This window comes from Algoriphagus sp. 10J20-15 (assembly GCF_055809615.1).
Genome location: NZ_JBVVUG010000036.1, coordinates 1 through 23490 on the forward strand (window position 1 = coordinate 1; position 23490 = coordinate 23490).

The 23490-nt window shown below is 39.6% G+C and carries 25 protein-coding genes and 3 pseudogenes; 16 read left to right on the plus strand and 12 right to left on the minus strand.

Features of this window, described 5'->3' with window-relative positions; translation table 11 throughout:
* Nucleotides 1-237: 237 nt before the first annotated feature.
* The 3 genes and pseudogenes from AC0L6R_RS15425 to AC0L6R_RS15435 form a co-directional block, all read right to left on the minus strand.
* Nucleotides 238-1387 (minus strand): annotated as a pseudogene (locus AC0L6R_RS15425) (Gfo/Idh/MocA family protein).
* 147 nt (nt 1388-1534) lie between these two features.
* Nucleotides 1535-1981: an MBL fold metallo-hydrolase gene (locus AC0L6R_RS15430; protein ID WP_473272000.1), complete on the minus strand. Its 447-nt coding sequence runs from the start codon at nt 1979-1981 to the stop codon at nt 1535-1537.
* Nucleotides 1926-2675: an MBL fold metallo-hydrolase gene (locus AC0L6R_RS15435; protein ID WP_473272001.1), complete on the minus strand. Its 750-nt coding sequence runs from the start codon at nt 2673-2675 to the stop codon at nt 1926-1928. Before AC0L6R_RS15435 ends, AC0L6R_RS15430 begins: the two co-directional genes overlap by 56 nt.
* A gap of 285 nt (nt 2676-2960) precedes the next feature.
* Between AC0L6R_RS15435 and AC0L6R_RS15440 the strand changes: the two genes are divergently transcribed.
* Both AC0L6R_RS15440 and AC0L6R_RS15445 read left to right on the plus strand, forming a co-directional pair.
* Nucleotides 2961-3419, plus strand: a complete 459-nt coding sequence (locus AC0L6R_RS15440; protein WP_473272002.1) for a (2Fe-2S)-binding protein — start codon at nt 2961-2963, stop codon at nt 3417-3419.
* Between the two features lie 2 nt (nt 3420-3421).
* A pseudogene (locus tag AC0L6R_RS15445) lies at nt 3422-5588 on the plus strand (xanthine dehydrogenase family protein molybdopterin-binding subunit).
* Between the two features lie 238 nt (nt 5589-5826).
* On the opposite strand, the gene AC0L6R_RS15450 reads toward AC0L6R_RS15445, so the two are convergent.
* Nucleotides 5827-6171: a hypothetical protein gene (locus AC0L6R_RS15450; RefSeq protein ID WP_283413368.1), complete on the minus strand. Its 345-nt coding sequence runs from the start codon at nt 6169-6171 to the stop codon at nt 5827-5829.
* Nucleotides 6172-6278: 107 nt separating this feature from the next.
* Here AC0L6R_RS15450 and AC0L6R_RS15455 point away from each other — a divergent pair.
* Nucleotides 6279-7031, plus strand: a pseudogene (locus tag AC0L6R_RS15455) (cysteine desulfurase family protein).
* Nucleotides 6973-7443: an aminotransferase class V-fold PLP-dependent enzyme gene (locus AC0L6R_RS15460; RefSeq protein WP_473272003.1), complete on the plus strand. Its 471-nt coding sequence runs from the start codon at nt 6973-6975 to the stop codon at nt 7441-7443. Before AC0L6R_RS15455 ends, AC0L6R_RS15460 begins: the two are co-directional and overlap by 59 nt.
* Nucleotides 7444-7532: 89 nt before the next feature.
* On the opposite strand, the gene AC0L6R_RS15465 is transcribed toward AC0L6R_RS15460, so the two are convergent.
* The 6 genes from AC0L6R_RS15465 to AC0L6R_RS15490 all read right to left on the minus strand — a co-directional run bounded on the left by AC0L6R_RS15465 (nt 7533) and on the right by AC0L6R_RS15490 (nt 9121).
* Nucleotides 7533-7763 (minus strand): hypothetical protein, encoded by a 231-nt coding sequence (locus AC0L6R_RS15465; protein ID WP_473272004.1) that lies wholly within the window; start codon nt 7761-7763, stop codon nt 7533-7535.
* Complete coding sequence (locus tag AC0L6R_RS15470) at nt 7738-7854, minus strand: hypothetical protein (RefSeq protein ID WP_473272005.1); 117 nt, start codon at nt 7852-7854, stop codon at nt 7738-7740. The genes AC0L6R_RS15465 and AC0L6R_RS15470 overlap by 26 nt, the downstream gene beginning before the upstream one ends.
* Complete coding sequence (locus AC0L6R_RS15475; RefSeq protein ID WP_473272006.1) at nt 7839-8084, minus strand: NTP transferase domain-containing protein; 246 nt, start codon at nt 8082-8084, stop codon at nt 7839-7841. The genes AC0L6R_RS15470 and AC0L6R_RS15475 overlap by 16 nt, the downstream gene beginning before the upstream one ends.
* A gap of 4 nt (nt 8085-8088) precedes the next feature.
* Complete coding sequence (locus AC0L6R_RS15480) at nt 8089-8379, minus strand: XdhC family protein (RefSeq protein ID WP_473272007.1); 291 nt, start codon at nt 8377-8379, stop codon at nt 8089-8091.
* Nucleotides 8379-8537: a hypothetical protein gene (locus AC0L6R_RS15485; protein WP_473272008.1), complete on the minus strand. Its 159-nt coding sequence runs from the start codon at nt 8535-8537 to the stop codon at nt 8379-8381. Before AC0L6R_RS15485 ends, AC0L6R_RS15480 begins: the two co-directional genes overlap by 1 nt.
* A gap of 326 nt (nt 8538-8863) precedes the next feature.
* Nucleotides 8864-9121, minus strand: a complete 258-nt coding sequence (locus AC0L6R_RS15490; protein WP_473272009.1) for an XdhC family protein — start codon at nt 9119-9121, stop codon at nt 8864-8866.
* A 599-nt stretch (nt 9122-9720) separates the two neighbouring features.
* On the opposite strand from AC0L6R_RS15490, the gene AC0L6R_RS15495 reads away from it, so the two are divergent.
* The 7 genes from AC0L6R_RS15495 to AC0L6R_RS15525 all read left to right on the plus strand — a co-directional run bounded on the left by AC0L6R_RS15495 (nt 9721) and on the right by AC0L6R_RS15525 (nt 15094).
* The gene (locus AC0L6R_RS15495; protein WP_473272010.1) at nt 9721-9885 is read left to right on the plus strand and encodes a hypothetical protein; all 165 of its coding nucleotides are present in this window, start codon (nt 9721-9723) and stop codon (nt 9883-9885) included.
* Nucleotides 9886-10060: 175 nt separating this feature from the next.
* Nucleotides 10061-10276: a hypothetical protein gene (locus tag AC0L6R_RS15500; protein WP_473272011.1), complete on the plus strand. Its 216-nt coding sequence runs from the start codon at nt 10061-10063 to the stop codon at nt 10274-10276.
* Nucleotides 10277-10408: 132 nt separating this feature from the next.
* Entirely contained in the window at nt 10409-10867 is a 459-nt protein-coding gene (locus AC0L6R_RS15505) for a polysaccharide deacetylase family protein (protein ID WP_473272012.1), read from the plus strand.
* A 26-nt stretch (nt 10868-10893) separates the two neighbouring features.
* Nucleotides 10894-11685: a hypothetical protein gene (locus AC0L6R_RS15510; RefSeq protein WP_473272014.1), complete on the plus strand. Its 792-nt coding sequence runs from the start codon at nt 10894-10896 to the stop codon at nt 11683-11685.
* A gap of 104 nt (nt 11686-11789) precedes the next feature.
* Nucleotides 11790-12428 carry a glucuronyl esterase domain-containing protein gene (locus AC0L6R_RS15515; RefSeq protein WP_473272016.1) on the plus strand — a complete coding sequence of 213 codons (639 nt, stop codon included), beginning with the start codon at nt 11790-11792 and terminating at the stop codon, nt 12426-12428.
* Between the two features lie 297 nt (nt 12429-12725).
* A complete protein-coding gene (locus AC0L6R_RS15520) occupies nt 12726-13877 on the plus strand; it encodes a hypothetical protein (RefSeq protein ID WP_473272017.1) in 1152 nt (383 codons plus the stop codon).
* A complete protein-coding gene (locus AC0L6R_RS15525) occupies nt 13877-15094 on the plus strand; it encodes a ChbG/HpnK family deacetylase (protein WP_473272018.1) in 1218 nt (405 codons plus the stop codon). Before AC0L6R_RS15520 ends, AC0L6R_RS15525 begins: the two co-directional genes overlap by 1 nt.
* 25 nt (nt 15095-15119) lie before the next feature.
* Here the strand turns inward: AC0L6R_RS15525 and AC0L6R_RS15530 are convergent, their stop codons facing one another.
* Nucleotides 15120-16031, minus strand: a complete 912-nt coding sequence (locus tag AC0L6R_RS15530; RefSeq protein WP_473272019.1) for an oxidoreductase — start codon at nt 16029-16031, stop codon at nt 15120-15122.
* A gap of 166 nt (nt 16032-16197) precedes the next feature.
* Between AC0L6R_RS15530 and AC0L6R_RS15535 the strand changes: the two genes are divergently transcribed.
* From AC0L6R_RS15535 to AC0L6R_RS15550, 4 genes are all read left to right on the plus strand, one after another.
* On the plus strand, nt 16198-18186 hold the full coding sequence (locus tag AC0L6R_RS15535; protein WP_473272020.1) for a M13 family metallopeptidase: 1989 nt from the start codon (nt 16198-16200) through the stop codon (nt 18184-18186).
* Nucleotides 18187-18444: 258 nt separating this feature from the next.
* Nucleotides 18445-19275 carry a hypothetical protein gene (locus tag AC0L6R_RS15540; RefSeq protein WP_473272021.1) on the plus strand — a complete coding sequence of 277 codons (831 nt, stop codon included), beginning with the start codon at nt 18445-18447 and terminating at the stop codon, nt 19273-19275.
* 25 nt (nt 19276-19300) lie between these two features.
* Complete coding sequence (locus AC0L6R_RS15545) at nt 19301-21085, plus strand: RlpA-like double-psi beta-barrel domain-containing protein (protein WP_473272022.1); 1785 nt, start codon at nt 19301-19303, stop codon at nt 21083-21085.
* Complete coding sequence (locus tag AC0L6R_RS15550; RefSeq protein ID WP_473272023.1) at nt 21069-21269, plus strand: hypothetical protein; 201 nt, start codon at nt 21069-21071, stop codon at nt 21267-21269. The genes AC0L6R_RS15545 and AC0L6R_RS15550 overlap by 17 nt, the downstream gene beginning before the upstream one ends.
* Before the next feature lie 264 nt (nt 21270-21533).
* On the opposite strand, the gene AC0L6R_RS15555 is transcribed toward AC0L6R_RS15550, so the two are convergent.
* Complete coding sequence (locus tag AC0L6R_RS15555) at nt 21534-22976, minus strand: M20 family peptidase (protein ID WP_473272024.1); 1443 nt, start codon at nt 22974-22976, stop codon at nt 21534-21536.
* Between the two features lie 196 nt (nt 22977-23172).
* Here AC0L6R_RS15555 and AC0L6R_RS15560 point away from each other — a divergent pair, with 196 nt between their 5' ends.
* Nucleotides 23173-23427, plus strand: a complete 255-nt coding sequence (locus AC0L6R_RS15560) for a hypothetical protein (RefSeq protein WP_283413382.1) — start codon at nt 23173-23175, stop codon at nt 23425-23427.
* The last annotated feature ends 63 nt before the right edge of the window (nt 23428-23490 follow it).

Consider the following 23490-nt stretch of genomic DNA (forward strand, 5'->3'; position numbering starts at 1 on the left):
GCACCTCGCGGGACGCCGCAAGACCGATAAAGGCCATCAGGGCTGTTGCTAATAAAGTCTTTTTTAAATTCATTGTCATTGGTTTTAGATTTGCCTTCAAAATACGACTTTTTATCAAAATAGAACGTCTCTTATTCTATGAATATCGACAGATGTCGGATGTACGATGTTTTAAAGATGTTATGAATAACTCTAGCGCTACATCGGACATCCAACACCCGACATCCTACATTCTTTTTAAATCTTCACCCAAGCTTCTTTTGGTATTACTTTCCACAATAGCTTCACCAATAATCAACTCTCTCAAGCCGTCAGCAAAAGTTGGGAAAGTAGGGGCTTCTGGCTGTTTGCCATCTCTGATAGCTGCATAAACTTCTTTGAAAAGTTGCTTTGAAGTATCAGGGAATCCCTCTTGGTGACCTCCTGGGAAGCTTACCAATGAACGAGCTCCTTCATCCACCAAAGCTGGATCTTTCATTAAAATTGAATTTGCTTTATCTCGATGTCCAATCCAAAGTTCATTTGGCTTCTCAGCATTGAATTCCATATTTGATTTGGAACCAGAAATCTCAATATTCAAGCGGTTTTTACGGCCTGCATTTACCTGACTTACTACGATAGATCCAGTTCGACCATTGTCAAAGCGAAGCATAATAGTAGCGTAATCTTCAGAGGTTACTTCATATTCTTCATAATCCTTTGGATCAAGCGCTTTTCCTGAGAAGGACTCCACAGCTTTTAATGGCTTCAAACGAGTAGGATGGACAATGGAGAAATCAGCCATAACAGCAGTGATTTTCAAACCAGTCACATATTCAGTCATATCCAACAAATGAGAACCTATATCAGCTACTACTCTAGAACCACCTGACTGCTTAGGATCTAATCTCCAGCTATAGTCAGTTTTGTGAATCAGCCAATCCTGAAGGTAGGAACCCATTACTGAGTACACATCTCCCAATTCACCTTTTTGACGCATTACTCGCATCTGGCGAACCATCGGATAATATCTCAAATTGAAGTGAACTGCGTTGATTAATCCTGTTTCTTTCGCCACCTTCACAAGCTCTTCAGCTTCTTCAATCGTCATCGACAAAGGTTTTTCACAAACCACATGCTTGCCTGCTAGCATACATGCTTTTGCCTGCGGAAAGTGAAGGAAGTTAGGAGTACAGATGTGTACTACATCAATGCTTTCATCTTTCAACATATTATCAAAAGTGTAAGCATTTGGGATTCCAAGCTCTGCGGCTTTGGCATCTGCCACTTCCTGATTTACTTCTACAAGGCCAGTTACCTCGATGTTAGGAATTCTTCTAAGTGCTTCTAAATGAGCTGGGCCGATAAATCCGGTTCCCACGATAGCTGCTTTGATAGTCTGAGCCATAGGTTTTTTAGGTTGTTTTTTGTTTTATTTCAAAATGTCAAATTAGGAAAAATGCCTCAAAACATTCCCATTACAGGAAAGTGATTTCAGGTTAGACTTTTTTTGATTTCTGGAAAAGCCCTAAGAAATAGGATAAGAATGAAAATTCTATTGCTTGGAAATCATCGTATTAGAAATCGAGGAGGGTTCTAACCACCATTTTCTTCCGGTCTGCAGATTTTTATCCAATTCAATAAATTCTCCAATTTCAGGAACGTAGATCGGCTGATTTATTTCTTTAGCCTTGGCAATAACCCGTTCTACAGGATCAGTCCAAGAGTGCATAGCCAGAGTAAATGCTGCCCAATGTATTGGCATAAAGGTTTTTGCTTGTATGTCCTGAGCTGCTTGAGCAGTTTCCTCCGGCACCATATGAATATCTGTCCAGCGCTCATTGTATTGACCACACTCCATCATTGCAAAGTTGAATGGGCCATATTTCTCACCAATCTGCTTAAAGTGCGGACCATATCCGCTATCTCCACTGAAATAAATATTGTCAGATTCTCCTTGAATTACCCAGGATCCCCAAGGGGTAGAGAAACGATTGTTCAAACCTCGGCCAGAGAAATGTCGAGCAGGAGTGAGAGCTAGAAGCAAGCCATCCGCCTGGACGATCCCCATCCCACCATCCTAATTCATGGATTTTCGAAGCATCAACGCCCCAATCCTCGAAATGTGCTCCCATGCCCAATGGCATATAAAAAGACTTGGTCTTATCCTTCAACTTTTGAATAGATTCATAATCTAAGTGATCGTAGTGATCATGGGACATAATGATCATATCGATCTGTGGTAACTTCTCAACTTGTATTGGAAGCTCTTTACTGTAGCGTTTCTTACCCAAGAGCGGATTCGGAGCAGGAACTTCCCCAAACATTGGGTCTATAAGTATGGTCTTTCCATCGATTTGAAGCAAAAACGAAGAGTGTCCAAACCAAACCAGACGAGTGGGATGATCTTTATTTACCAATTCCAGAGAATCCCGGTGCTCAATTGGTAATTCAAAATCAGGACGTCTGGAAGGATCATTTTTGAAAAACTCCGGAAGCATTTTGATAGCTTCAGTAAAATCCATGTCCATGTTGGTGGGCATCAGATTACTGAATTTCCCATTTTCGAAATAGTCCAATTTTTCGTACTGAAGAACCTTTTCTTTGGAAGGATTTGCGCCAAATTGAGGACTAAGATTTACAAATAAAATAACGACAATGACGACGAGGACTATGAGGGAAATGACGGTGATCATTAGATATTTTAGTGTGTTAAGGAAAAACTTAAGCATATAGAGCCGTAAAAGCGGGGATTAAACTATTGGCTTTAACTGAAATGAACTGTAAAAGGTGCGAGATGAGTGATTTTTTTATCGATTTTAAACTTTAATAAATGTGGAGCTTTTTTCAATATATAAAGAGAGGTGTACTTAATAACTCAGCTCCGCCACGAGAGATTTAGCCACTAATTTTATACAATCGGTTTCTATACTCTTCTGATTTTCTATAACTTAATCGGATAAAACTTAATTAAAAACCCAATGGCAATTATAAACCTCAAAATCAACGGAAAGGCTCATTCAGTTGATGTAGAAGAAGATACCCCTCTTTTATGGGTGCTTCGAGATCATCTCGGATTAGTCGGAACAAAATACTCTTGCGGTGTCGCTCAATGTGGAGCCTGTACGGTCCATAGAAATGGAGAGGCAATGTTTTCCTGCATCACACCTGCCGCTAGTTTGACCGAAGATGAAATCACCACGATTGAAGGACTCTCCAAAAATGGTGATCATCCCGTACAAAAAGCCTGGGCTGAAGTGGATGTGGCTCAATGTGGATATTGCCAAGCTGGGCAGATTATGAATGCTTCCGCTTTTCTCAAAAAGAACCCAGCTCCCTCAATGGATGAAATAGATGAAGCGATGAGTAGAAATATCTGCAGATGTGGTACTTATCATAAAATCAGAGAAGCCGTTGCAATGGCTGCTAAATCCGAATAATCATGGCTACACTGACAAAAACTAACAGAAGAGACTTCCTTAAAATAGCCGGAACTACGGCTGGAGGCCTATTTATTGGCTTTAATTGGATGAGCTGCGATTCGCCAAAAATGGATGTGCTCAGCACTGAAGAAGTACTCGCAAATGCCAAGAATTTCAATGCATTTTTGAGTATTGCACCTAGTGGAGACGTAGTGATTTATTCCCCTAATCCTGAATTGGGGCAAAAGATTAAGACCTCATTCCCGATGGTAGTAGCTGAGGAATTGGATGCGGATTGGAGTAAAGTGAGAGTACTACAAGCTAATCTCGATACAGATAAGTATGAGCGACAATTAACTGGTGGCTCTGGAGCTATGCCTCATTCATGGGAGCGGCTTCGCAAAGCCGGGGCTACAGCTAAATTTCTTTTGGTAGCTGCTGCTGCGAAAAAATGGGAGGTTTCAGCTGACGAGTTGAGTACGTCTGAAGGGATTATTTACCACAAAGCCAGCGGAAAGAAAATAGGTTATGGAGAAGTAGCCAATGATGCAGCTTTGTTGACTGCACCTGAAGAGATTACCTTAAAGGATAAGAAAGATTTTAAAATCATAGGCACACCAGTAAAGAACGTTGAGAATGATGCAATTTTCACTGGAGAGCCCCTATTTGGACTTGATTTTTATAGAGAAGGAATGCTCCATGCAATGATTCAGCGGGCACCTTTTGGCATGAAAATCAAATCCATAGATGATGGCGCAGCTAGAAATGTAGCTGGTGTTAAAGATGTGGTAACTTTTGAGAATAGCGTGGCAGTGGTCGGAACGTCTACTTGGCCGCTGATGAAAGCAAAGAAGCTCTTAAAAGTGGAGTATGAAGCAGATGGAAAAGTAGAGAGTTCGGCAGATCACGATCAGATTTTCAAAGATCTACTTGCAAATGGAAAGGCTGAAGTAAAGCGGGAAGACGGAAATGTTCAAGCAGCTTTCAAAAATGCCGCACAAGTTGTCACTGCTGAATATCAGTGTCCTTTCCTTTCACATTCGCCTATGGAACCAATGAATTTCTTTGCGCATGTGCAGCCAGAACAAAGTGGAATTGATAGGACCAACACAAACTCCGGAAAGTGCCAGAAGGGCTGCTGCAGAAGTTACTGGAATTGCTCCTGAGAATATTTCAGTAGAAATCACCCGATTAGGTGGTGGATTTGGAAGAAGACTTCGCGCAGATTATGTATCTGAAGCTGTTCACGTTTCCAAAATGATGAATGCTCCAGTGAAACTTACATGGAGCAGAGAAGATGACCTGACTGGAGGAGCTTACCGGCCAGCTGTTCGCTATAGATTTGAAGCGGCATTGGATGCAGATGGAAATATGACTGGCTACAAACTCAGAGGAGTAGGTATGAATGCCGGTAACAGTACTCGTGAAACTAATTTTCCGGCTGGGGCAGTTGATAACCTTCTGATCGAGAATGTCAATTATGAATCATCCATTACTACAAATGCTTGGAGAGCTCCGATTACCAATTTCTTGGCTTACGCGGAGCAGTCATTTTTGGATGAAGTTGCCTTTGCTGCCAAAAAAGATCCTGTGGAATTCAGAATGGAATTGTTCCAAAAAGCCAAAGCAAATCCTGTAGGTGGAGAACTTCGCTATGATGTGGACCGAATGATTGGAGTTACAAAAATGGCTGCAGAAGAAATCAAATTGGGGTAAAAACCCGAATGTTAAACAAGGCTTCTCTGTCTATTTTTCACACAGAACTTATGTCGCACAAGTAGCTGATATTGAAATGGAAAACGGTACTCCATCTCTAAAAAAGATTCATGTGATTACCGACTGTGGAATGGTGGTAAATCCTACTGGAGCTGACCACCAAGTTCGTGGTGGAGTTGTCGATGGAATGGGGCATGCGATGTATGGAAACCTGACCTTCGAAGGAGGACTTCCAACACAAACGAACTTTGACAAATACCGATTGATCAGAATGAAGGAAGTTCCTGCAGTGGATACCTATTACGTAGACAGTGGCTTTGACCCAACTGGACTAGGTGAGCCTTGCTTGCCGCCAACAGGTGGAGCTATCGCAAATGCTATCTTTAGTGCCACTGAAAGAGATCGAGAAGTCAGCCTTTTATCGAGCAAAAGGAATTCACTGACCTTAAGTTGGGTATAAAAAGAGCTTAGAAAGTATCAAGACGTTAGACATAAGTATCTAGATGCTAGAATCAAGTAACAGGATTAAATAATCAAGAAAATAGATTCAAGAACTAAAAGAAAAGCACTTCCATAAATTTTTGGAAGTGCTTTTTATTTGATTTTAATGCCGCAAGTAGTTTATCAATGAGACTGTAATCTTTACTCTTGCCTCTCACTTCTTATGTCTTAAGTCTAAATACTTATGTCTTGCTACTTGATACTAACTCTAAATCTCATCCATCTCTCTCTCAGGCCAATAAGGTCCTTTGAGATTCATATTGACTCCTTCAATTTCAAAGGTAATTTTCATACTTTCCCGCTTTTGATCATGGATAGCAAGGCAAGCATTGTAGTGGATGAGGTCAAATTCCAATTCGAAATCACCTGAGATTTCATCTTGAAAATTAATATCAGAAGCCAAATCCACCTTCTCGGTATGAGCACCTTCTTTCCTGAAATAATAGGAGAGAAAGATTCCCAAATCTTTTTGGTTTTCTCTTAAAACCTTCTTGAGTTCTTCTGAAGTTGGCTTTTCCGAGGAGGGGAGTGTTAAGGTCCATGATTCTTGCATGGGGCTAAAATTAGTCAATTATTGTTTGTTCATCATTTAACTGAACAAGGTGAATTATGATTGATACATGTAATTCCTCACGCTTAAAAAATCCCTATTTTGCACTTATGAATTACCCGATTTACCTTGATTACAACGCTACCACTCCTTGTGCTCCAGAAGTAATTGAAGCGCATGATTCATGGTTTGGAGAACATTTTGGCAATGCAGCGAGCAAGTCACATGCTTTTGGTTGGATGGCTGAAAATGCTGTAGATGAAGCCAGGGAAAATGTAGCAAATCTGATTGGGGCACAGACCAAGGAAATCATTTTTACTTCAGGAGCTACTGAAGCAATTAACCTTGCAATCAAAGGAACTTTCGAGATTTTCAAAGGTGAAAAGCAACACTACATTACTTGCCAAACATAACATAAAGCAGTATTAGACTGCATGAAATCCATTGAGGAAGCAGGGGCAGAGGTTACATATTTGTCTGTAGATAAACAGGGAAATATCAGCTTAGCTGATCTGAGAGCAAGCATCCTTCCGAACACCAAAATGATTTGCCTGATGTGGGCAAATAATGAAACTGGTATCATTCATCCAATCACCGAAATAGCAGAATTGGCAGAAGAAAAGGGAATAGTCTTCTTTACTGATGCAGTGCAAGCAGCAGGCAAAATCCCAATCTCTGTTGAGGGTGTGCACCTGATGGCTATTTCAGCACATAAACTTTATGGCCCGAAAGGGATAGGAGCACTATACGTCAGACATAACCATTCATTGCCTAAGCCCCTAGCACAGATTCATGGAGGCGGGCATGAGAAAGGTTTTAGAAGTGGAACATTCGAATGTCCCCGGAATTGTGGGTTTTGGTAAAGCTGCTGAGTTAAGAATGTCGGAAATGAAAGCGGAATCAAATCGACTGGAAAGCTTCGCGTATCTGCTGGAATACAAACTCTTATCACTAGAAGATACTTTTTTGAACGGAAGTCAGAATAGGATTTCCCATGTCACAAACATTGCTTTCGGTGGAGTAGAAGGAGAGGATTTGCTCCGCAAAGTTTGCCAAAAAGTCGCGGTAAGTTCAGGTTCTGCCTGTACCAGCATTTCCCCAAAACCATCTCATGTGCTTCAAGCGATGGGTTTAGATTCAGACCTAGGAAGAGCCTCTATTCGTTTTAGCTTAGGAAGGAATACTACTGAGAAGGATGTGTTGGATACTGTGGTTTGGGTGGAAAAGGTGGTGGGGGAATTGAGGCGGAAAAGTGGTAAAGTTCTGAAGTTGTAAGGCTAGGTAATCCAAACCTTGCAACTTTTATACTTTCCAACTTAGGACCTAGCGGTTCAAGTCCCTCGAGTCCTCCTCAGTATCAATATCTACTTTGCCTTTAGTGAAAGCTTACAGTAACCATACCATCTTGGTTGTCGCCTTTTTTCTGCAATTTTCTTCGCACCTTCATCACCTGTAAGCTCCATCAATTCTTTGAAATAAGCCTTTCCAAATAGAATAGGAACGCCAGTTGTCTTGGAATATGCACAGGCTACAATGCCCTTTTCTTCCTTCTTCTGAGTCGCAATAAGCTTATTTAGCAGGATCTTCGCATCCAACAAAAGGCTGATCGCAAAGCATTATAATCACTTGATCAGGCTTGTCGAACTTCAACATGTATTCAAGTCCAACTTTTATGCTGGATGACATGCCTTTTTCGAAGTGTTGATTAGGAATATTAGGAATGCTTGCTCCTGGGAAGTCTTCTTGATTTCGTCACGGTTTGCACCCAGCACCAAAACTCTTTTATCCACTTTAGCATCATTTGCAGCATCAATAGCGAGTTGAAGCAAGGTCTTTTCCTTATATTTTGCTATCTGTTTTGGATAGCCAAGTCTGGTTGATTCTCCTGCTGCTAGTATGATGATTCCTGTTTTCATGAGTTTAATCGTGTATTGGGCCTGTCTTATTTCGCAGAAAGGTACCTTGTTTTTTTGCCAAAACCGCTTTCACTTCTGCTAAAATGGACAAAGCAATCTCTTCCGAACCCTCAGCCCCAATATCCAAACCCATGGGAGAATAGATAGTTGCTTGATTGACAGGGATTCCTTTCTTAGCTAAGCGCTCAATTAATTTCTGGGACTTTTTTTTCGGACCTAAAATTCCCAAATAGGGCAGATCGAGTTTAGACAGCTCTTCCATTACCAAAGCCTCATATTCAAAATTATGAGTCATTAAAAGTGCTGCTGAATGTTCATCTGTTTCGAGGTGCTCAACGACTGCTTCCCCAGAACCAGTGAGAACTTCTCAACGCCTGAAGGAAAGCGAGTAGGCGTAGCCAAGTTCTTTCTCCCATCAATGAGAATTACTTCCAAACCAAGAATATCAGCCATCTTGGCTAGAGGAATTGTATCATTTCCAGCCCCAAAAGGTAAAATTCGAATGGTTGGTTTGATGGATTCGATAAATACTTGAATATCATCTAAGCTTTCAATACTTACGAATTTTATGATGGTTTGTGTCCATGGTTTTTAACTCGTCTTGGATTTTTGCCCAAAGAGGAGTTTCCAACTTATCTTCATCCCCAAAAACATGATTTCCTTTCAAAAGTATCTTTGTTCCAATCTGTTCTTGCTTAGAATATTTGACTGAAAAGACTGTAAGTAATCTGCAGAAAACCCGATCTCTGGAGAGCGATTTTCAACAGTCTCTATTGGATTTATAGTATTTTGATAATCAATGGGTTCTCTATCAATGACATGAGTAATTCCATTACAGCGCTGTACCCAACTCCAAACTTTTGGTCATCTTCATCAGTGGTATCGTAGGTAACCAACATCGATTTCTGCTGAAAAATTACAGTTTGAGCTTTGCGAAGCGCATCACCTTCCAGACATCCTCCGCTCATAGCGCCTGTCAATTCACCATCTTCAGACACTAACATTCTCGCCCCAGGTCGTCGGTATGGCCGAGCCATCCACCTGGACTACTGTTGCCAGCGCAGTATTCTTTCCAGCTAATTTATATTGCTCATAAGCCTCAATGATGGCTTTAAATTCTTTCATAGATAGATAATCTGTAAGCTTTCGTGATTTAAGTTAGGCTACTGTTTTTCAATATCAAAAGAATAAATGTGAACGGAGGCTAAGGTTTGAAATTCGTAAATATTTATTTGTTTTACGAAGCATGGAATTTTGCGATGAATGAAGCTTGATCAATATATTAATGGTAAAATTTGAAGTTATTAATCACTCCATTTGACCAATGAAAATCCCAAGTCTAGCACAACTTAAAAAAGAACTCAGCTTTCTTAATGAGAAGGAATTGATCGAATTGGTGGCAGATCTTAGTAAATTCAGTAGAAGATAATAAGTCTTACCTATTTTTTAAACTTAACGAGAAAGACCAACCACAACTGTATGTAGAAATGGTGCAGGAAGAGTTGGAGCTCGATTTTCAAACTGCAAGAGGTGATCATTCCTATTATGCAAAAAAGTCAGCTCAAAAGCTTCGCCGAAAGATGAACAAGCTACTTAAACTCAAGTAAAGCTCAACACTGATCTAATAGAAGTATTGTTGTTTTTCTGCGCAAAGCTGAAGGAATACGGCTTTCTCAGGCATAGAAATCAGGTTTTGGATAATATCTATCAAATGCAATTAGCAAAAGCAGTTAAACTAATCTCTGGATTGCATGAGGATTTGCAATTTGATTACGAGGGCAGAATTGAGGAGTTGACCTAAGCTTAAGCCTCTTAGTTGACTTCAAGAAAAGTGTTGGGTGGTTTGCATGGAAGCAAGGCAAAAGATACTTTGTATCTAAATTGATAATAAACCTAGATAATACTAGCAGATTGTAGTTCAACAAGCTATGTGTTCACCTTAGGTTTATTTATGAGCCCAACCTAAAACCTGTAGAATGAAATCAATTTTTAAAATCCTATCACTGGAATTAATCTGTGTATCCTATCACAGTTTTGCACAACAAACTTCCACTTCAAATGAACTTTGGCAAGGAAGACAAGCTGCTGTAGTCCTCACATACGATGATGCGCTGAATGGCATCAGACAATGTAGTTCCTGCCCTAGAAGCTCATGGACTCAAGGGTACATTTTATCTTTCTGCATTCTCTGATGGTAGTAAGAATAGAAGAGAAGATTGGTAAAAAGCGGGTTGATTAGGTCATGAATCAGCGAATATCACACGCTACATCATCCTTGTGATGCTTCATTACCTGGAAGATCCTGGGTAAGTCCAGATAACGATTTGCATAACTACACGACAGCCCAAATTCTGAAGGAAATCCGAATGACCAATGTGTTTTTGGAAACACTTGATGGTAAAAAGGAGCGGACTTTTGCCTATACCTGTGGAGATACAGCAACTGGCGAAGGTTCATTCATGGAGGATATCAAAGGTGATTTTGTAGCTTCCAGAGGAGTTCGAGGAGCATTGAATTTGATTGGAAATATAAATCTTCTCAATGTAGATAGCTATGGAATCAATGGAGAATCAGGTGCAGAATTGATTCAATTGGTAAAAGAAGCGCAAGAAAAAAATGCACTGATAACCTTCCTTTTTCATGGAGTAGGAGGTGAGCATAACTTAAATGTGTCATTGGAAGCGCACCAGATACTTATTGACTATTTGGCAGAAAATGATGAAACCATCTGGACCACAACCATGCTGGAAGCAGCAAAACATGTGAAGGAACACCAGAACTAATACGCTCAATATACCCGAAACCTATTATGAAAAAGACAATTATTATAACCTTAATGCTTGGAATTGGCGGCTTTGCCAATTCTCGAACGACCAAAATTGACGCAAGCAAATATCCCGCACCTGTTACTTTTACCAATGAACAGGATCACGCCAATATGCAGCAGGAGTTGGGTATCAAAGTGCTTCGACCTGGGCCAAGCGGAAATGAATCTGCTCCAAATGCGGCAAATTACGATGAGGCAAAAGCAAACCCATGCCCAGAACTACCGGATATTTTGACAACAAACGCAGGTCAAAAAGTGACATCCCAAGAAATGTGGTGGAAAACTCGAAGACCTGAATTGGTGGATGCTTTAGAACGTGAAGTTTACGGCAAACTTCCAGAAAATATTCCTGATGTGAACTGGGAAGTGAAAATCACTGATCGGGAATTTGTGGCAAGGACCCCTGTGATCGCTAAGCAAATAATAGGACATGTCGATAACAGTTCATATCCTCTGATTGAAGTGGATATTAATATGATGCTGGTAGTTCCTGCGAATGCTAAAGGTCCTGTTCCTGTTCTGATGATGTTTGGTCGTCCATCTTTTCCCGCACCGGCACAACCTAATGGGGAGGATATGGAAACTTTGAACACATCTTTTAAGGAGATGATGATTAAGAATGATCCTTCCTTGCAAGCACTTTTTGATAAATATCCTGCTTACAATCCAGTGACTCGTTTACCTGGTGCAAAACTTCTTTGCGCCAGCACCAACAGGAGATTCGCCATCCACAGAGCAATTGCTGGCTGCTGGCTGGGGCTATGTAACTATTGACCCGAGCAGTATACAGGCGGACAATCACGCAGGGATTACTAGAGGAATAATTGGTTTGGTGAACAAAGGTCAACCTAGATCTCCTGAAGATTGGGGAGCACTTCGTGCTTGGGCTTGGGGGAGCGGCTAGAGCCTTGGATTTCTTGGAAACAGAACCTTTGGTTGATGCTAAAAAAGTTGGAATTGAAGGTGTTTCCCGATATGGAAAAGCAGCTTTAGTAACGATGGCATTTGAGCCCCGTTTTGCGACAGCTTTAATCGGGTCATCTGGAAAAGGCGGCACCACTCTACATAGACGTGTTTTTGGCGAAGCAGTAGAAAGCCTTACCGGTGGAGAAAACTATTGGATGGCTGGGAACTACATGAAATATGGTGCTGAAGAGTCGGTTTTTGGAAGAATGGATGGTTGTGATCTTACAGTTGATTCTCATGATATGTTAGCATTATGTGCTCCTAGGCCAGTTTTTGTGAGTTATGGCATTCCTGAGAGTGGAGATGCAAAATGGCTGGATCAAAAGGGGAGTTACATGGCTGTTGTGGCTGCTGGTGTAGCTTACAAACTATTAGGGGCAACTGATCTCGGCGTTTCCAATGACTACATGAAAGAAGAAATGCCGCCTTATAATACCGATATGTTGGACGGAGATTTGGCTTGGAGACAGCACGATGGAGGACATACCGATGGACCGAATATGCAGCATTTTATACCTTGGGCTAATCGGGTGTTGGATTATGAGAAGTAGTTGAACTATGTTTAACACCTGATTTTGAAAATCCATTTTATATAGGTTAATGAATTTTCATTGTGATTTTTAGCTAATTAAAATTGACTAACATACGCTTAAAGGAGTTCCAAAACTTTTTTAAATGATGATTAGCAATATTAAACGCACAACTAGATTATTCTAAATCCCAACTAGGTATATCAATTTTAAGGATGTTGAAAAACAACTAGTTATATGATTTTTTTCTCAAAAATAGCTAATTTGTAGATCCTTGATATGAATACTTTTTCTGAAAATTTTTAAACTTTACCGAATATGACAGGATTGATAGTATTGGATACTTTTATCAGTTTGGTTTTCATCTTTCTTTTGTACAGCCTCTTTACAATGACTTTGATAGAATCCCTTACTTCAATTTTTAGTTCAAGGGCTAAAAATTTGATGGCTGGAATTGAGCGCTTATTGGCAGACGAAAATGAATCCAATAAAGCAAACCATACCATTGTAAATTTATTTTGGGCCAAGACCAACAGTGGTCTTACAAAAGCCTTTTACAGTCATCCCTCCATTAGGTACCTAGGGCCAAAAGGAATCAATAGTAAGCCTTCCTATATAAGTTCAGATTGTTTCAGTTCAACCTTGGTTGATTTATTACAAAAAGGTACTAATAGCAATCAAGTCGAGAATATTAATGCAGCATTGGGAATAATTCCAAAGTTTGAATTGGAAGAGCTAGAAGCTGATATCAGGGAATTAAAAGAAGAAATCAAGGTTCTAAAAGGGATTGAATCTGTAGACGAATTTGAAATTGAATCAGCAAAACAAGAGCTTTCTTACCTTCAATTGGAATTGGAGAACCGTACCAAGACCAAGAATCCGTTTCTCCCGAAAGACTTTAGCATAGGAGCAGATACCAAATATCAATTTAATCTACTTTGGAATGAGGCAGGTGACGACATAGAAAAATTCAAGGGACTACTTGAGCAATGGTATAATGAGCAAATGGATAGAATTTCGGGTTGGTATAAGCGGAAGTTATCGCTTCTTACTTTTATCCTGGGTTTTATAATAGCTTGTTCATTTAAAGTTGATACCATCCAATTAGCTATGGAATTGTCAAAAAATGAAGATTTGAGAGCAATTTATGTGGAAGGTGCTAAAGAATTAATAGCTAACAATGAAACCTTGGATAGTGTGAAACTTGATAATAACAGGCAATATTTTGATAAAAAGCTACAAGAAAATAATCTTGTTTTTTCTGTCACAGACATCAGTTTTAAAGACATAAAATTCTTGAATTGGATAGGGTTCTTAATCACAGCTTTTGCGATATCCTTGGGAGCACCATTTTGGTTTGATCTGCTCAGTAAGCTGATGCGCGTAAGAACTTCACTACAGCCTGCGGCTCCATCATCCTCAGGCACTTCTACTTCCACAGAGACTAAAAACACCAAAGCAGTAGGATAATGGCCACTTATAAAGGAATTGTAACTAAGTTGGTGAATACCAGAATTTTCAAACCATCTGTAAACGCTCCTAAATCTCAGGAACTTCAACCTAGATGGGATGTAGAAATTTCGCATGCTATTCGTGGTGAAGTTCATCGGGGGATCGATATTTGGTATGTATTGACTAACCGTACTTTTGTATGGAGTGGAGCTATTTTTTCAAGCCAAAATATCCCAATATTGGCTAAACAATATCTAGTGACTGCCGACGATATAGGAGTAAATAAAGAGATAGATCTTGGAGCAAAACTTGCCTTAAAAAACGGATGGATAAATTCAATAGCTGTCTTGATTAACCGTATGGAAAATGCTGATGATGAGCAGTTAGAAAGTCTGAATAAATTTCTCAATGAAACACATAGTATCGGATCTTCTACGCCCTTAGCCAATACAACTCACGTAGGGCTGCACTATACTATTACATCAGGCAAACCTGTTTCTCCAATTGAAGAAGTTAAAAATCTTGTTGACGAAAATGGGTACTTTCCAGAATATAAGGTTTTGGATAGTAACTATGGTACTGATGCCTATGTAACACAAGCCATGCATGAATTAGAATCCCAATACATCAAATTTAAAAGAGTTTTCAAGAGAGAACCTGCCCACCTGACTTCTCATCATGATGTCCATACATTTACTTATCCTCTCTTCAATTCTATTCATAGCTGGGCGATTAACAAAAAGATTCCAATTCGTTCACATAGTTTCCTGCCTCCTATAAGAAGGGAATTTTATGATTTGGGCGTTAAACTGAATTTGCCATCAATTGATACAATGGATTCCTGGTCTATAAAACTAGGTTGTCAATCATCTTCAGACCATACTATGGTTGGCCATTATGGTCCGGCCCCTTTTCTTCCATTGATTAGTTACACCAGTGTAATTAGGAAGAAGCATAAAACTTTAGATGCTGGGATCTATGATTTTTTGGCTAGCACTGACCAATCGAGGGAAATCATGGTTCATATCATAAAGTCGGATTTCACAAAAAAAAGGGAATTTAAAGATCACTACAAACCATTCGTGAGAGAATACCCTGGAGTAGATACTAGATATTTTGCCGGACGTGTTGCAGAATTTCGCTCCCTACAGAGCAGGAGTCTTGCTTTAGAAGGAAGAACAAACAGTTACTTTATTCCATTTGATTTCATTATTCCTGAAATAAGGCCAGTATAAATACGAGTTGAACAGATCGTAGGAATTAAATCTCGAATTTTTCGTGAGTCATTTCTTCTGCCGCTGTCCATAATTTAGAGGCGACTAGAAGATCATGTGATCTTGAGGAAGAACTCACCACTTTTGGCAGACCTTTGATTTCTTTGAAACCAGAAGGCCCAAAGTATTCTCCACCGTTAGCCGAGGGATCTAAGGCAGCTTGTAAAATAGGAAGTGCACCTGCTTTGGCATCTTGTCCTATAAATGATGCAAATGGGGCAAATAATTTAGCACCGATACTTGGAAGTAAGTGGCCTAAATTAGTGCTTGAAAAACCAGGATGTGCAGCAAGAGATTTTAGTTTTAATCCATTATCTTCTATTCTTCTCTGAAGTTCATATGCAAAAATCAGACATGCCAGCTTGCTTTGGCCATATACTTTCCAAGTCGAATAGTTCTTCTCTGCATCTAGATTAGTAAAATCTATCTTTGCATTTTTATGCGCAAGACTACTTAGCATCACCACTCTCGATCCTAAGGTAGTTTTAAGAATAGGAAATAGACGCTTAACCAATACAAAATGGGCTAGGAAATTCACTCCAAATTGACTTTCAAACCCATCCTTAGTGATTTGGAAGGGAGGCATCATTATTCCAGCATTTGCTATTAGAAAGTCAAGTCTATCGTATTTTTTAGAGAATTCTTTTGCAAAAGCCCGCACAGATTCCAGGCTCATTAAGTCAACCAACAAAATTTCAAGATCAGCATCCGGTACTTTTCGTAGAATTTCGCTCATCGCTTCCTGTGCTTTTGCAAGGGAGCGACATGCTAAAATCACTGTAGCTTTCTTTTTAGCCAATGCCAGGGCAGTTTCGAATCCTATTCCATTGTTGGCTCCTGTGACAATAGCTACCTTGCCTTTTTGAGATGAAATAGATTCTAAAGAAAAGTTTTCCATGTAGATCAAAAACTATAAGTGGTTGAATGTAAGAAGGAAATATCGAAACCTAATATTATCTTTTAGTAATCCTACCTCTTGTGGAAGGGAGGCTAGGGTCATAACAGTTCAGATTTGCCAACTCAGTTTTTTCATTTATCTTTTCAAAAACACCACCAAACAACATATGAAAAATTTACTTTATGCCTCAGCATTTTTGATGCTATTAGCAGCATGCTCCCAGCAAGAAGCTATTGAGAATCCCCCTCAACGTGAATTTGTGAGCATAGCTGGAATAGACCCTTCTATAAAGCCAGGAGATAGTTTCTTTATGCACGTAAATGGGATCTGGTACGATTCTGCCAAAATTGCTGATGACCAATCTGGTGTAGGTTCGTATTCTTTTTTGAATATTCCTCAAAAAAAACTTCTTGAAAACATATTGGAAGAAGTGTCCAAATCCAAAAATCCAGCTGGAAGTATAGAACAGAAGGTTGGTGATTTTTACGCTTCAGGTATGGATACTGCGGCGATAAATCAGCGGGGTTTTGAACCTATAAAACCTATTCTTGATGAGATTGAGGCAATTTCAGACTTGCCTTCTTTGTTGAGTTTTGTAACTGATGAAATCAAATCAAACAGCGAATCTATCATTGGTCTTGGAATTTCTCCGGATGCCGAAAATAGCAGTATTAACATAGCACATTTTAGCCAAACTGGACTGGGTTTACCCGATCGGGACTATTACTTCAATACAGATTCTTCTACGATTGCTATCCAAAAAGCTTATTTGGATTATGTTTCGACACTTTTCGAATTAACTGGAAGCGAAACGACTGAAGCTCAGAGGAATGCGGAGAAGGTGTATGAAATTGAAAAACAGTTGGCTCAATCTCACAAAACACGAATCGAACGAAGAATTGTAAAGGAGAATTACCATAAAATGTCCGTAACTGAACTGAATCAAAAACAACCGACAATTGGGTGGAGTACCATGCTTGAGCAGCTAGGACTAGATGCAGATTCGGTAGATGTTCGTCAGCCAGTTTACTATGCGACTTTGGATAAAATGCTAAAAGCAGTTCCTCTTACGGATTGGAAGATTTATGTCAAAGCTCATACTCTGGATTCCTTTGCCGAGGTGTTAAGTAAGCCATTTGAAGATGCTTCATTTGATTATCAAAAAGTAATCAATGGTCAGTCAACCCAATTGACCAGAGCTCAGCAAATGGTACAAAAAGTGGATAGACAATTAGGGTTTGCATTAGGCCAACTGTATGTGAAACGTTATTTCAATGAAGATGCCAAAAAGCGGGTTCTTGATTTGGTCAATAATCTTCAAAAGGCTTTTGAAAGTAGAATCAATCAATTGGACTGGATGAGCGACAGCACCAAAACTCAGGCGAAAGAAAAGCTGTATGCGATCACTAAAAAAATAGGCTATCCAGACGAATGGAGAGAATATGATGTGACCATAGATCCATCCAAATATTTTGAAAATGTACTTGCTCTTCGTAAGGATCAGAGTCGTTACCAATTGGATAAATTCGGCAAGGCTCCAAATAAGCTCGAGTGGGGTACGACTCCTTCTACTGTAACAGCGTATTACAATCCTTCTTTGAATGAAATCGTTTTTCCGGCAGGAATCTTACAATATCCCTACTTTGATCTTTATGCTGATGATGCGATTAACTACGGTGGAATCGGAATGGTAATTGGCCATGAGCTAACCCATGCTTTTGATGATCAGGGAGCGCAATATGATAAGGATGGCAATGTGAAAAACTGGTGGACTGCGGAGGATTATGAGAAGTTCAAAGGCAAAACGCAGCAATTGATCGAGCGCTATGACACGTTCACCGTCCTGGATTCTATACATGTGAAAGGTGCAATGACTATTGGAGAAAATACCGCTGATAACGGGGCTTTATACATTGCTTATGAAGCCTTTAAGTTGACAGAACAAGGTCAGGATACTACTAAAATCGATGGATATACTCCTGATCAGCGATTTTGCCTTTCCATCGCCAGAATCTGGAGAGTGAATACTAGGGATGAGTTTTTGAGAACTTATGTTAATACAAATTCGCACTCGCCTGCTGTTTGGCGCGTAAATGGACCGTTGATGAATTTTGATCCGTTCTACACTGCATTTAATATTCGCCAGGTGATTTGAATTATAAGTCAGAAGCAGAAAGAATTAAAATCTGGTAAATGACTTAAAAGAACGTTTGGCAGAATACCTATAGAACCCATATCTCGTATGGGTTCTATTTTTTTTAGGGATATAAATATGACTCAAGATTAAAGAACCTAGAAGAACCGTTAGACAGAATACTTTTGTAAAATTTTTACTTTCATGGATATCTTTCTAACAAATTCTATTGGAATTCAGAAGGCCTTACTTTATTTGCCTAAACACTATTGTTTTCAGATGAATATTAAAACCAAAATTCTCCAAAGTATTTTCCTACTTCAAGCTTTACTTTTTTCGTTTTGTTCAGTGGCTCAAACTGACTGGCTAATAGATAATAGCTCTTATCCTGCCAAACTAATTGAGTCAGGTGATAGGCTTGAGCTTTCTAATGGTTTGGTGAAGCGTGTGATCAAAATCTCCCCAAACGCAGCAACTATAAGCTTGGACAATTTATACAGTGGAGAGTCATTTTTAAGAGGGGTAAAGCCCGAAGCTGAAATAACAATAGACGGAGTAAACTATGAAGTAGGTGGCTTAAAGGGACAGCCTAATTATGCATTTCTAAAGAAAGAATGGATAGCTGATCTCAGCAATAATTCTACTGCAATGCAATTCTCTGGATACGAAATTTTAGATACTGAAATGCCATTTGAATGGGCGAAAATTAGATATGGGGATCATAATGCTCCTTGGCCTCCAAAGGGTATTCACCTTCGATTGGATTTTGATCTACCAGAAACCAATCAACTGTTACTTTCCGCCAGCCCTTTACCAAGTGATTTGGGGAGGAAAACTATTTATGAAACTAATTTCAATAGTTTGGATAAAGGCTGGACTAGGTATGAATCTAATTCTCATGCTAGATCCTCCTTCGAAAATGAAGGAAAATTAGGAGAGATCTATACGCTACAAAATTCATCTGTCTATGTAGAGCAAAAGATAGACCAAAGTACAAGAATTATAGAGGCGACTTTCAATACAGGAACTGATCAAGCAGAGGAATTTGGACCAGGAATCAGCTTAGTTTGGGCTGATAAAACTATCAAATTTTATTTAAAGGCCAGGTGATAATTCATATGACGATGGGATTCCCATGTTTGGGCTTTGGGATGGAGAAAAGCATATCCAAGCTGCTGGAGGAAGATCTAAACAAGGTATATCTACTGCTTGGTCACTTCGCTTTAGAATAACTGATGAAGCGGTTTTTTGCGAAGCTAAACCCAAAAAAGGCGATTGGTTAACTATAGAGAAATTACCTGCTTTCTCTACCTCACCGATGAGTGTGCGGATTGGAAAAACCAATGGAAGTGGTGAAGGGAAGGATGATAAAGAATTAGGCGAATTAGTTCGACTGCAGGTGGTTGACTTCGCTTTGTATGGGGACATTGACACCACTATTGTACCTAAATTACAACCTGGAGATTTGACAGTTTCGGTACATTATGAGTTATATGATGGTATTCCGGTTTTTGGGAAATGGATTTCAGTCAAAAATTCGAGTGGAAAAACAATAAATATTGGAGATTTTACCAGCGAAATAATTGCAGCTGTGGAGTACGAATCCCTAGTGGAAATGCGTGAAAACACCGTTTTCCACGAGCCTAATATCCATGTGGAAACTGACTTTGCTTTTTCTAGTATGACGGCCAGAGACGCCAATTCTCATGTAGTAAAATGGCTACCAGACCCAGAATACAGTAGTCAGGTAAATTACCTCAGGCAGACTCCAGCATTGCTAAAGGTAAGCCCTGAATTTGGTCCAGATCAAGACTTAAAGTCAGGAGATGAATTCACCTCCTTCCGAACTTTTGTATTGCCTCATGACAGCTATGAAAGAGAGAGGCAAGGTTTGGCGCTGCGCAAAATGTATAAAACGCTGGCGCCTTGGACTACCGAAAACCCATTGATGATGCATGCCAGGTTTGCGGATTGGGAAGGAGTTAAAAATGCGATTGACCAAGCTTCAGAGGTAGGTTTTGAAATGGTAATTCTGACATTCGGTAGTGGCTTTAACATTGAAGACGATAGTGATGAATACCTTGCGGAAATGAAGAGGTATGCGGATTACGCCAAGGGAAAAGGCGTGGAGATTGGTGGTTATTCTTTACTTGCTTCACGAAGCATAGATGCGGAAACTGATGTGGTTATGCCTGAAGGAAAGCGCCCAACTTTTGGGAATTCCCCATGTATAGGAAGTGATTGGGGACAGGAATATTTCCAAAAACTCTACAATTTTTATGAGAAATCGGGCTTCACACTTTTGGAACATGACGGCTCCTCTCCTGGAGATATTTGTATATCTGAAGATCATCCCGGACATAAAGGACTGGCAGATAGTAGATGGAATCAATATCAAGTCATTTCCGACTTCTATAAATGGAGCCGTGGAAAAGGAATTTATCTCAATATTCCGGATTATTATTTCATGACTGGTGGTAGTAAAATTGCCATGGGGTATCGTGAGGTGAATTGGAGCCTGCCGAGAAACGAACAGTTAATTCATGCCCGTCAGAATATCTTTGACGGCACTTGGGAGAAAACGTCAACAATGGGATGGATGTTTGTACCCTTGACAGAATACCAAGGCGGAGGAGCAGCTGCCACTATCGAACCTTTAAATGAGCATTTGGCACATTATGAAATGATGATAGCATCAAATCTTGGAGCTGGTGTACAAGCATGCTACCGAGGACCTAGGCTTTATGATACCGAGGAAACCAAAATGATGGTGAAAAAGAGAGTGGAATGGTATAAAAAAGCATCGCGCTGTATTAGAAGGGGATATTATTCATTTGAAAAGAGCAAATGGTATCGACCTGGATTATTGGCTAAATGTAAATCCCTCTGGGGAGGAAAAAGGAATGTTGGCAGTATATAATCCTACAGATCATGAAATCACAAAGAAGATTACAGTACCCCTATACTACGCTGGCTTGAGTGATAAAACCAAAAAATCTGGTAGTGATGGTTCTGTAAAAGAACTAACTCTGAACAGAGAATACGAAGTTGAAGTTGAAGTAATTGTCCCAGCAAATGGAGATGCTTGGGTAATTTTTCAATAATAGTAGTAAACTCCTTTAAAATAGAGTTGAACGGTTTAAAGAGACCAACTATAATTTCAAACTTCCCTATTCTAGTTTTATAGTATATGTATAACCGCTTTTGTGCCAGTATGGAGTCAAAAGCGAAAAATGATATCTTAAACTTAAGAATTGGGGCCGCTTCAGCCTGTCCCACCAGTGCAGGAGTCATCGGTTATCGTTCTTCCGGCCATATAAGCAAAGAATCTAAGGTGAATGGCACCATCGCGTATATTCATTGTATAATTAGCTCTCATTGAACTTTTTCATCAATTGATAGGTAAACTGAATAATTTCTTTGTAGTTCTCTTTTGATATTTTCTCATCAATTCCATGAAATCTTGTCATAGACTCTGAAGTAATACGGAGCGGGTAATATCTGTACACATCGTCAGAAATCTTATAAAAATATCGAGCGTCAGTTCCACCACCAATTAAACCAGGTACCACCACCGTTTCAGGAAAGACAGACCGAACTGTAGCTTCCAAAAGTTTATAGGAATCTGAATCAATTCGCGAAGAAGGGGATGGATTAGTTAAAAAGCCTGATTTCTCTACTCGAACTTTATCACTGATGGTACTCTCTATATGTTTCTGAACCGACTCAATTGTTTCTCCCTGAAGAATTCTAAAATTGATAGTAGCCTCTGCAACTGTTGGAATCACATTATTTTTAACTCCTCCATCGATGATAGTAGCAGCTGTGGTGGTATGTGAATTTAGCGCTTCCAAAATAGGCCCTTTCAATAGCCATAGATTAGCAAAGGCAACTTTCTGAGCAAAGGGCATCTCAGGACCTAAATATTCGAGTTGGTATCGAACAGGATCTACTAATCTGTATGGCCGTTGATTATTTTCTAAGTCTACAATAGCTTGAGCAAGCATACCAATCGTGTTCTCTCGTGGCGGAGCAGAACTATGACCTCCATTTGTCTCGACAATTAATCGAAAAGATGCAAATCCCTTTTCTGCAACATTGATCATAGATACAGGCTGATCAATTCCCGGAACCATTCCTTTAGCTATCATTCCTCCTTCATCTAGGGTGAAGGCAGCACGAATTCCTTTCTCTTCTAAATAATCGGCAATTTTAGCTGCACCATTTGTTCCACCAACTTCCTCATCGTGACCAAAAGCAAAATAAATCGTTTGGTTTGGGACAAAACCTTCTTTAATAAGTATCTCGGCGCTTTCTAATAAAGCAATAAGAGATGATTTGTCGTCCATAGTACCACGGCCAATAATATGATCTTCCGTGATTTTACCTTCAAATGGTCCCGCTTCCCACATATTTAATGTAGGCACATCTACCGGTACTACATCCTGATGTGACATCAAAATAATTGGTTTTTTTGTAGGGTCAGCACCTTCCCAAGTATAAAGGAGGCTGTATTCACTGATTTTAGTAAGCGACATTGCCTCATGCACCAATGGGTAAGTTTCCGCCAAAAAAGCATGAAAACCGCTAAATGCTGCAGAATCAGGGACGGCCTCTTCACTGAAAGATATTGTCTTAAATCGTATGGCCTTCGATAAATTTTGAAAAGCATTTTCTGAAATTTCGACTACCTGAATAGGCTGTGGTTCTACCTGTTTAGACTCCATCCTAAGTGCATTGAAAATCAAAATGGCACCTAGAAGGATTACCAATACAAATAGTCCTAAAAATATTTTTCCGATTTTCTTCATGTGAAATAGTGTTGAGATTTGGGATAATAGGTTGAATATAAGAAAGTAGACTGAATTCTCTTAAATTGAATTTAATCCTAAAATGCACGGGGTTACAATCTCACATTCAGATAATCAGAATCTATTCTGGATATTTTAAGATCTTTAGCCTACTTGCACAGCAAAACTGAACACAGAAATCATTTGAATTACACTTATGTTTGACGGTCCTGATTATCCCAAATCAATCACTGAAGAAGAGTTTGAATCCTGGTTGGAAGAGGGTAGAACTAGTAAAATCAGCTACCATTTTTTGCTGATTGTATGGAATGTATATGATGAAAAGTACAATCCCGTCTTTGTGGAAACTAGAGATGAAATAGGAAATTATGAATTATACCCCGATGCTAGAGGTTCCGAAGGATTGATAGCAGTCTATGATCTCTATTCTGAAAGTAGAGTTGGTCTCTAAGATTAGCTGTAAAATACCATATAACTAATATATGTTTTTGGTGAATTTTGCCGATCAACACAC

Excerpts from the sequence above, each read along its gene's own strand:
- AC0L6R_RS15435 (WP_473272001.1), bottom strand. The coding sequence starts at position 2,675 with ATGATCACCGTCATTTCCCTCATAGTCCTCGTCGTCATTGTCGTTATT.
- AC0L6R_RS15440 (WP_473272002.1), top strand. The coding sequence starts at position 2,961 with ATGGCAATTATAAACCTCAAAATCAACGGAAAGGCTCATTCAGTTGAT.
- AC0L6R_RS15450 (WP_283413368.1), bottom strand. The coding sequence starts at position 6,171 with ATGCAAGAATCATGGACCTTAACACTCCCCTCCTCGGAAAAGCCAACT.
- AC0L6R_RS15460 (WP_473272003.1), top strand. The coding sequence starts at position 6,973 with ATGAGAAAGGTTTTAGAAGTGGAACATTCGAATGTCCCCGGAATTGTG.
- AC0L6R_RS15470 (WP_473272005.1), bottom strand. The coding sequence starts at position 7,854 with ATGTCATCCAGCATAAAAGTTGGACTTGAATACATGTTGAAGTTCGAC.
- AC0L6R_RS15475 (WP_473272006.1), bottom strand. The coding sequence starts at position 8,084 with ATGAAAACAGGAATCATCATACTAGCAGCAGGAGAATCAACCAGACTT.
- AC0L6R_RS15480 (WP_473272007.1), bottom strand. The coding sequence starts at position 8,379 with ATGACTCATAATTTTGAATATGAGGCTTTGGTAATGGAAGAGCTGTCT.
- AC0L6R_RS15485 (WP_473272008.1), bottom strand. The coding sequence starts at position 8,537 with ATGGCTGATATTCTTGGTTTGGAAGTAATTCTCATTGATGGGAGAAAG.
- AC0L6R_RS15490 (WP_473272009.1), bottom strand. The coding sequence starts at position 9,121 with ATGGCTCGGCCATACCGACGACCTGGGGCGAGAATGTTAGTGTCTGAA.
- AC0L6R_RS15500 (WP_473272011.1), top strand. The coding sequence starts at position 10,061 with ATGAAATCAATTTTTAAAATCCTATCACTGGAATTAATCTGTGTATCC.
- AC0L6R_RS15510 (WP_473272014.1), top strand. The coding sequence starts at position 10,894 with ATGAAAAAGACAATTATTATAACCTTAATGCTTGGAATTGGCGGCTTT.
- AC0L6R_RS15520 (WP_473272017.1), top strand. The coding sequence starts at position 12,726 with ATGACAGGATTGATAGTATTGGATACTTTTATCAGTTTGGTTTTCATC.
- AC0L6R_RS15525 (WP_473272018.1), top strand. The coding sequence starts at position 13,877 with ATGGCCACTTATAAAGGAATTGTAACTAAGTTGGTGAATACCAGAATT.
- AC0L6R_RS15530 (WP_473272019.1), bottom strand. The coding sequence starts at position 16,031 with ATGGAAAACTTTTCTTTAGAATCTATTTCATCTCAAAAAGGCAAGGTA.
- AC0L6R_RS15535 (WP_473272020.1), top strand. The coding sequence starts at position 16,198 with ATGAAAAATTTACTTTATGCCTCAGCATTTTTGATGCTATTAGCAGCA.
- AC0L6R_RS15540 (WP_473272021.1), top strand. The coding sequence starts at position 18,445 with ATGAATATTAAAACCAAAATTCTCCAAAGTATTTTCCTACTTCAAGCT.
- AC0L6R_RS15545 (WP_473272022.1), top strand. The coding sequence starts at position 19,301 with ATGTTTGGGCTTTGGGATGGAGAAAAGCATATCCAAGCTGCTGGAGGA.
- AC0L6R_RS15550 (WP_473272023.1), top strand. The coding sequence starts at position 21,069 with ATGTTGGCAGTATATAATCCTACAGATCATGAAATCACAAAGAAGATT.
- AC0L6R_RS15555 (WP_473272024.1), bottom strand. The coding sequence starts at position 22,976 with ATGAAGAAAATCGGAAAAATATTTTTAGGACTATTTGTATTGGTAATC.
- AC0L6R_RS15560 (WP_283413382.1), top strand. The coding sequence starts at position 23,173 with ATGTTTGACGGTCCTGATTATCCCAAATCAATCACTGAAGAAGAGTTT.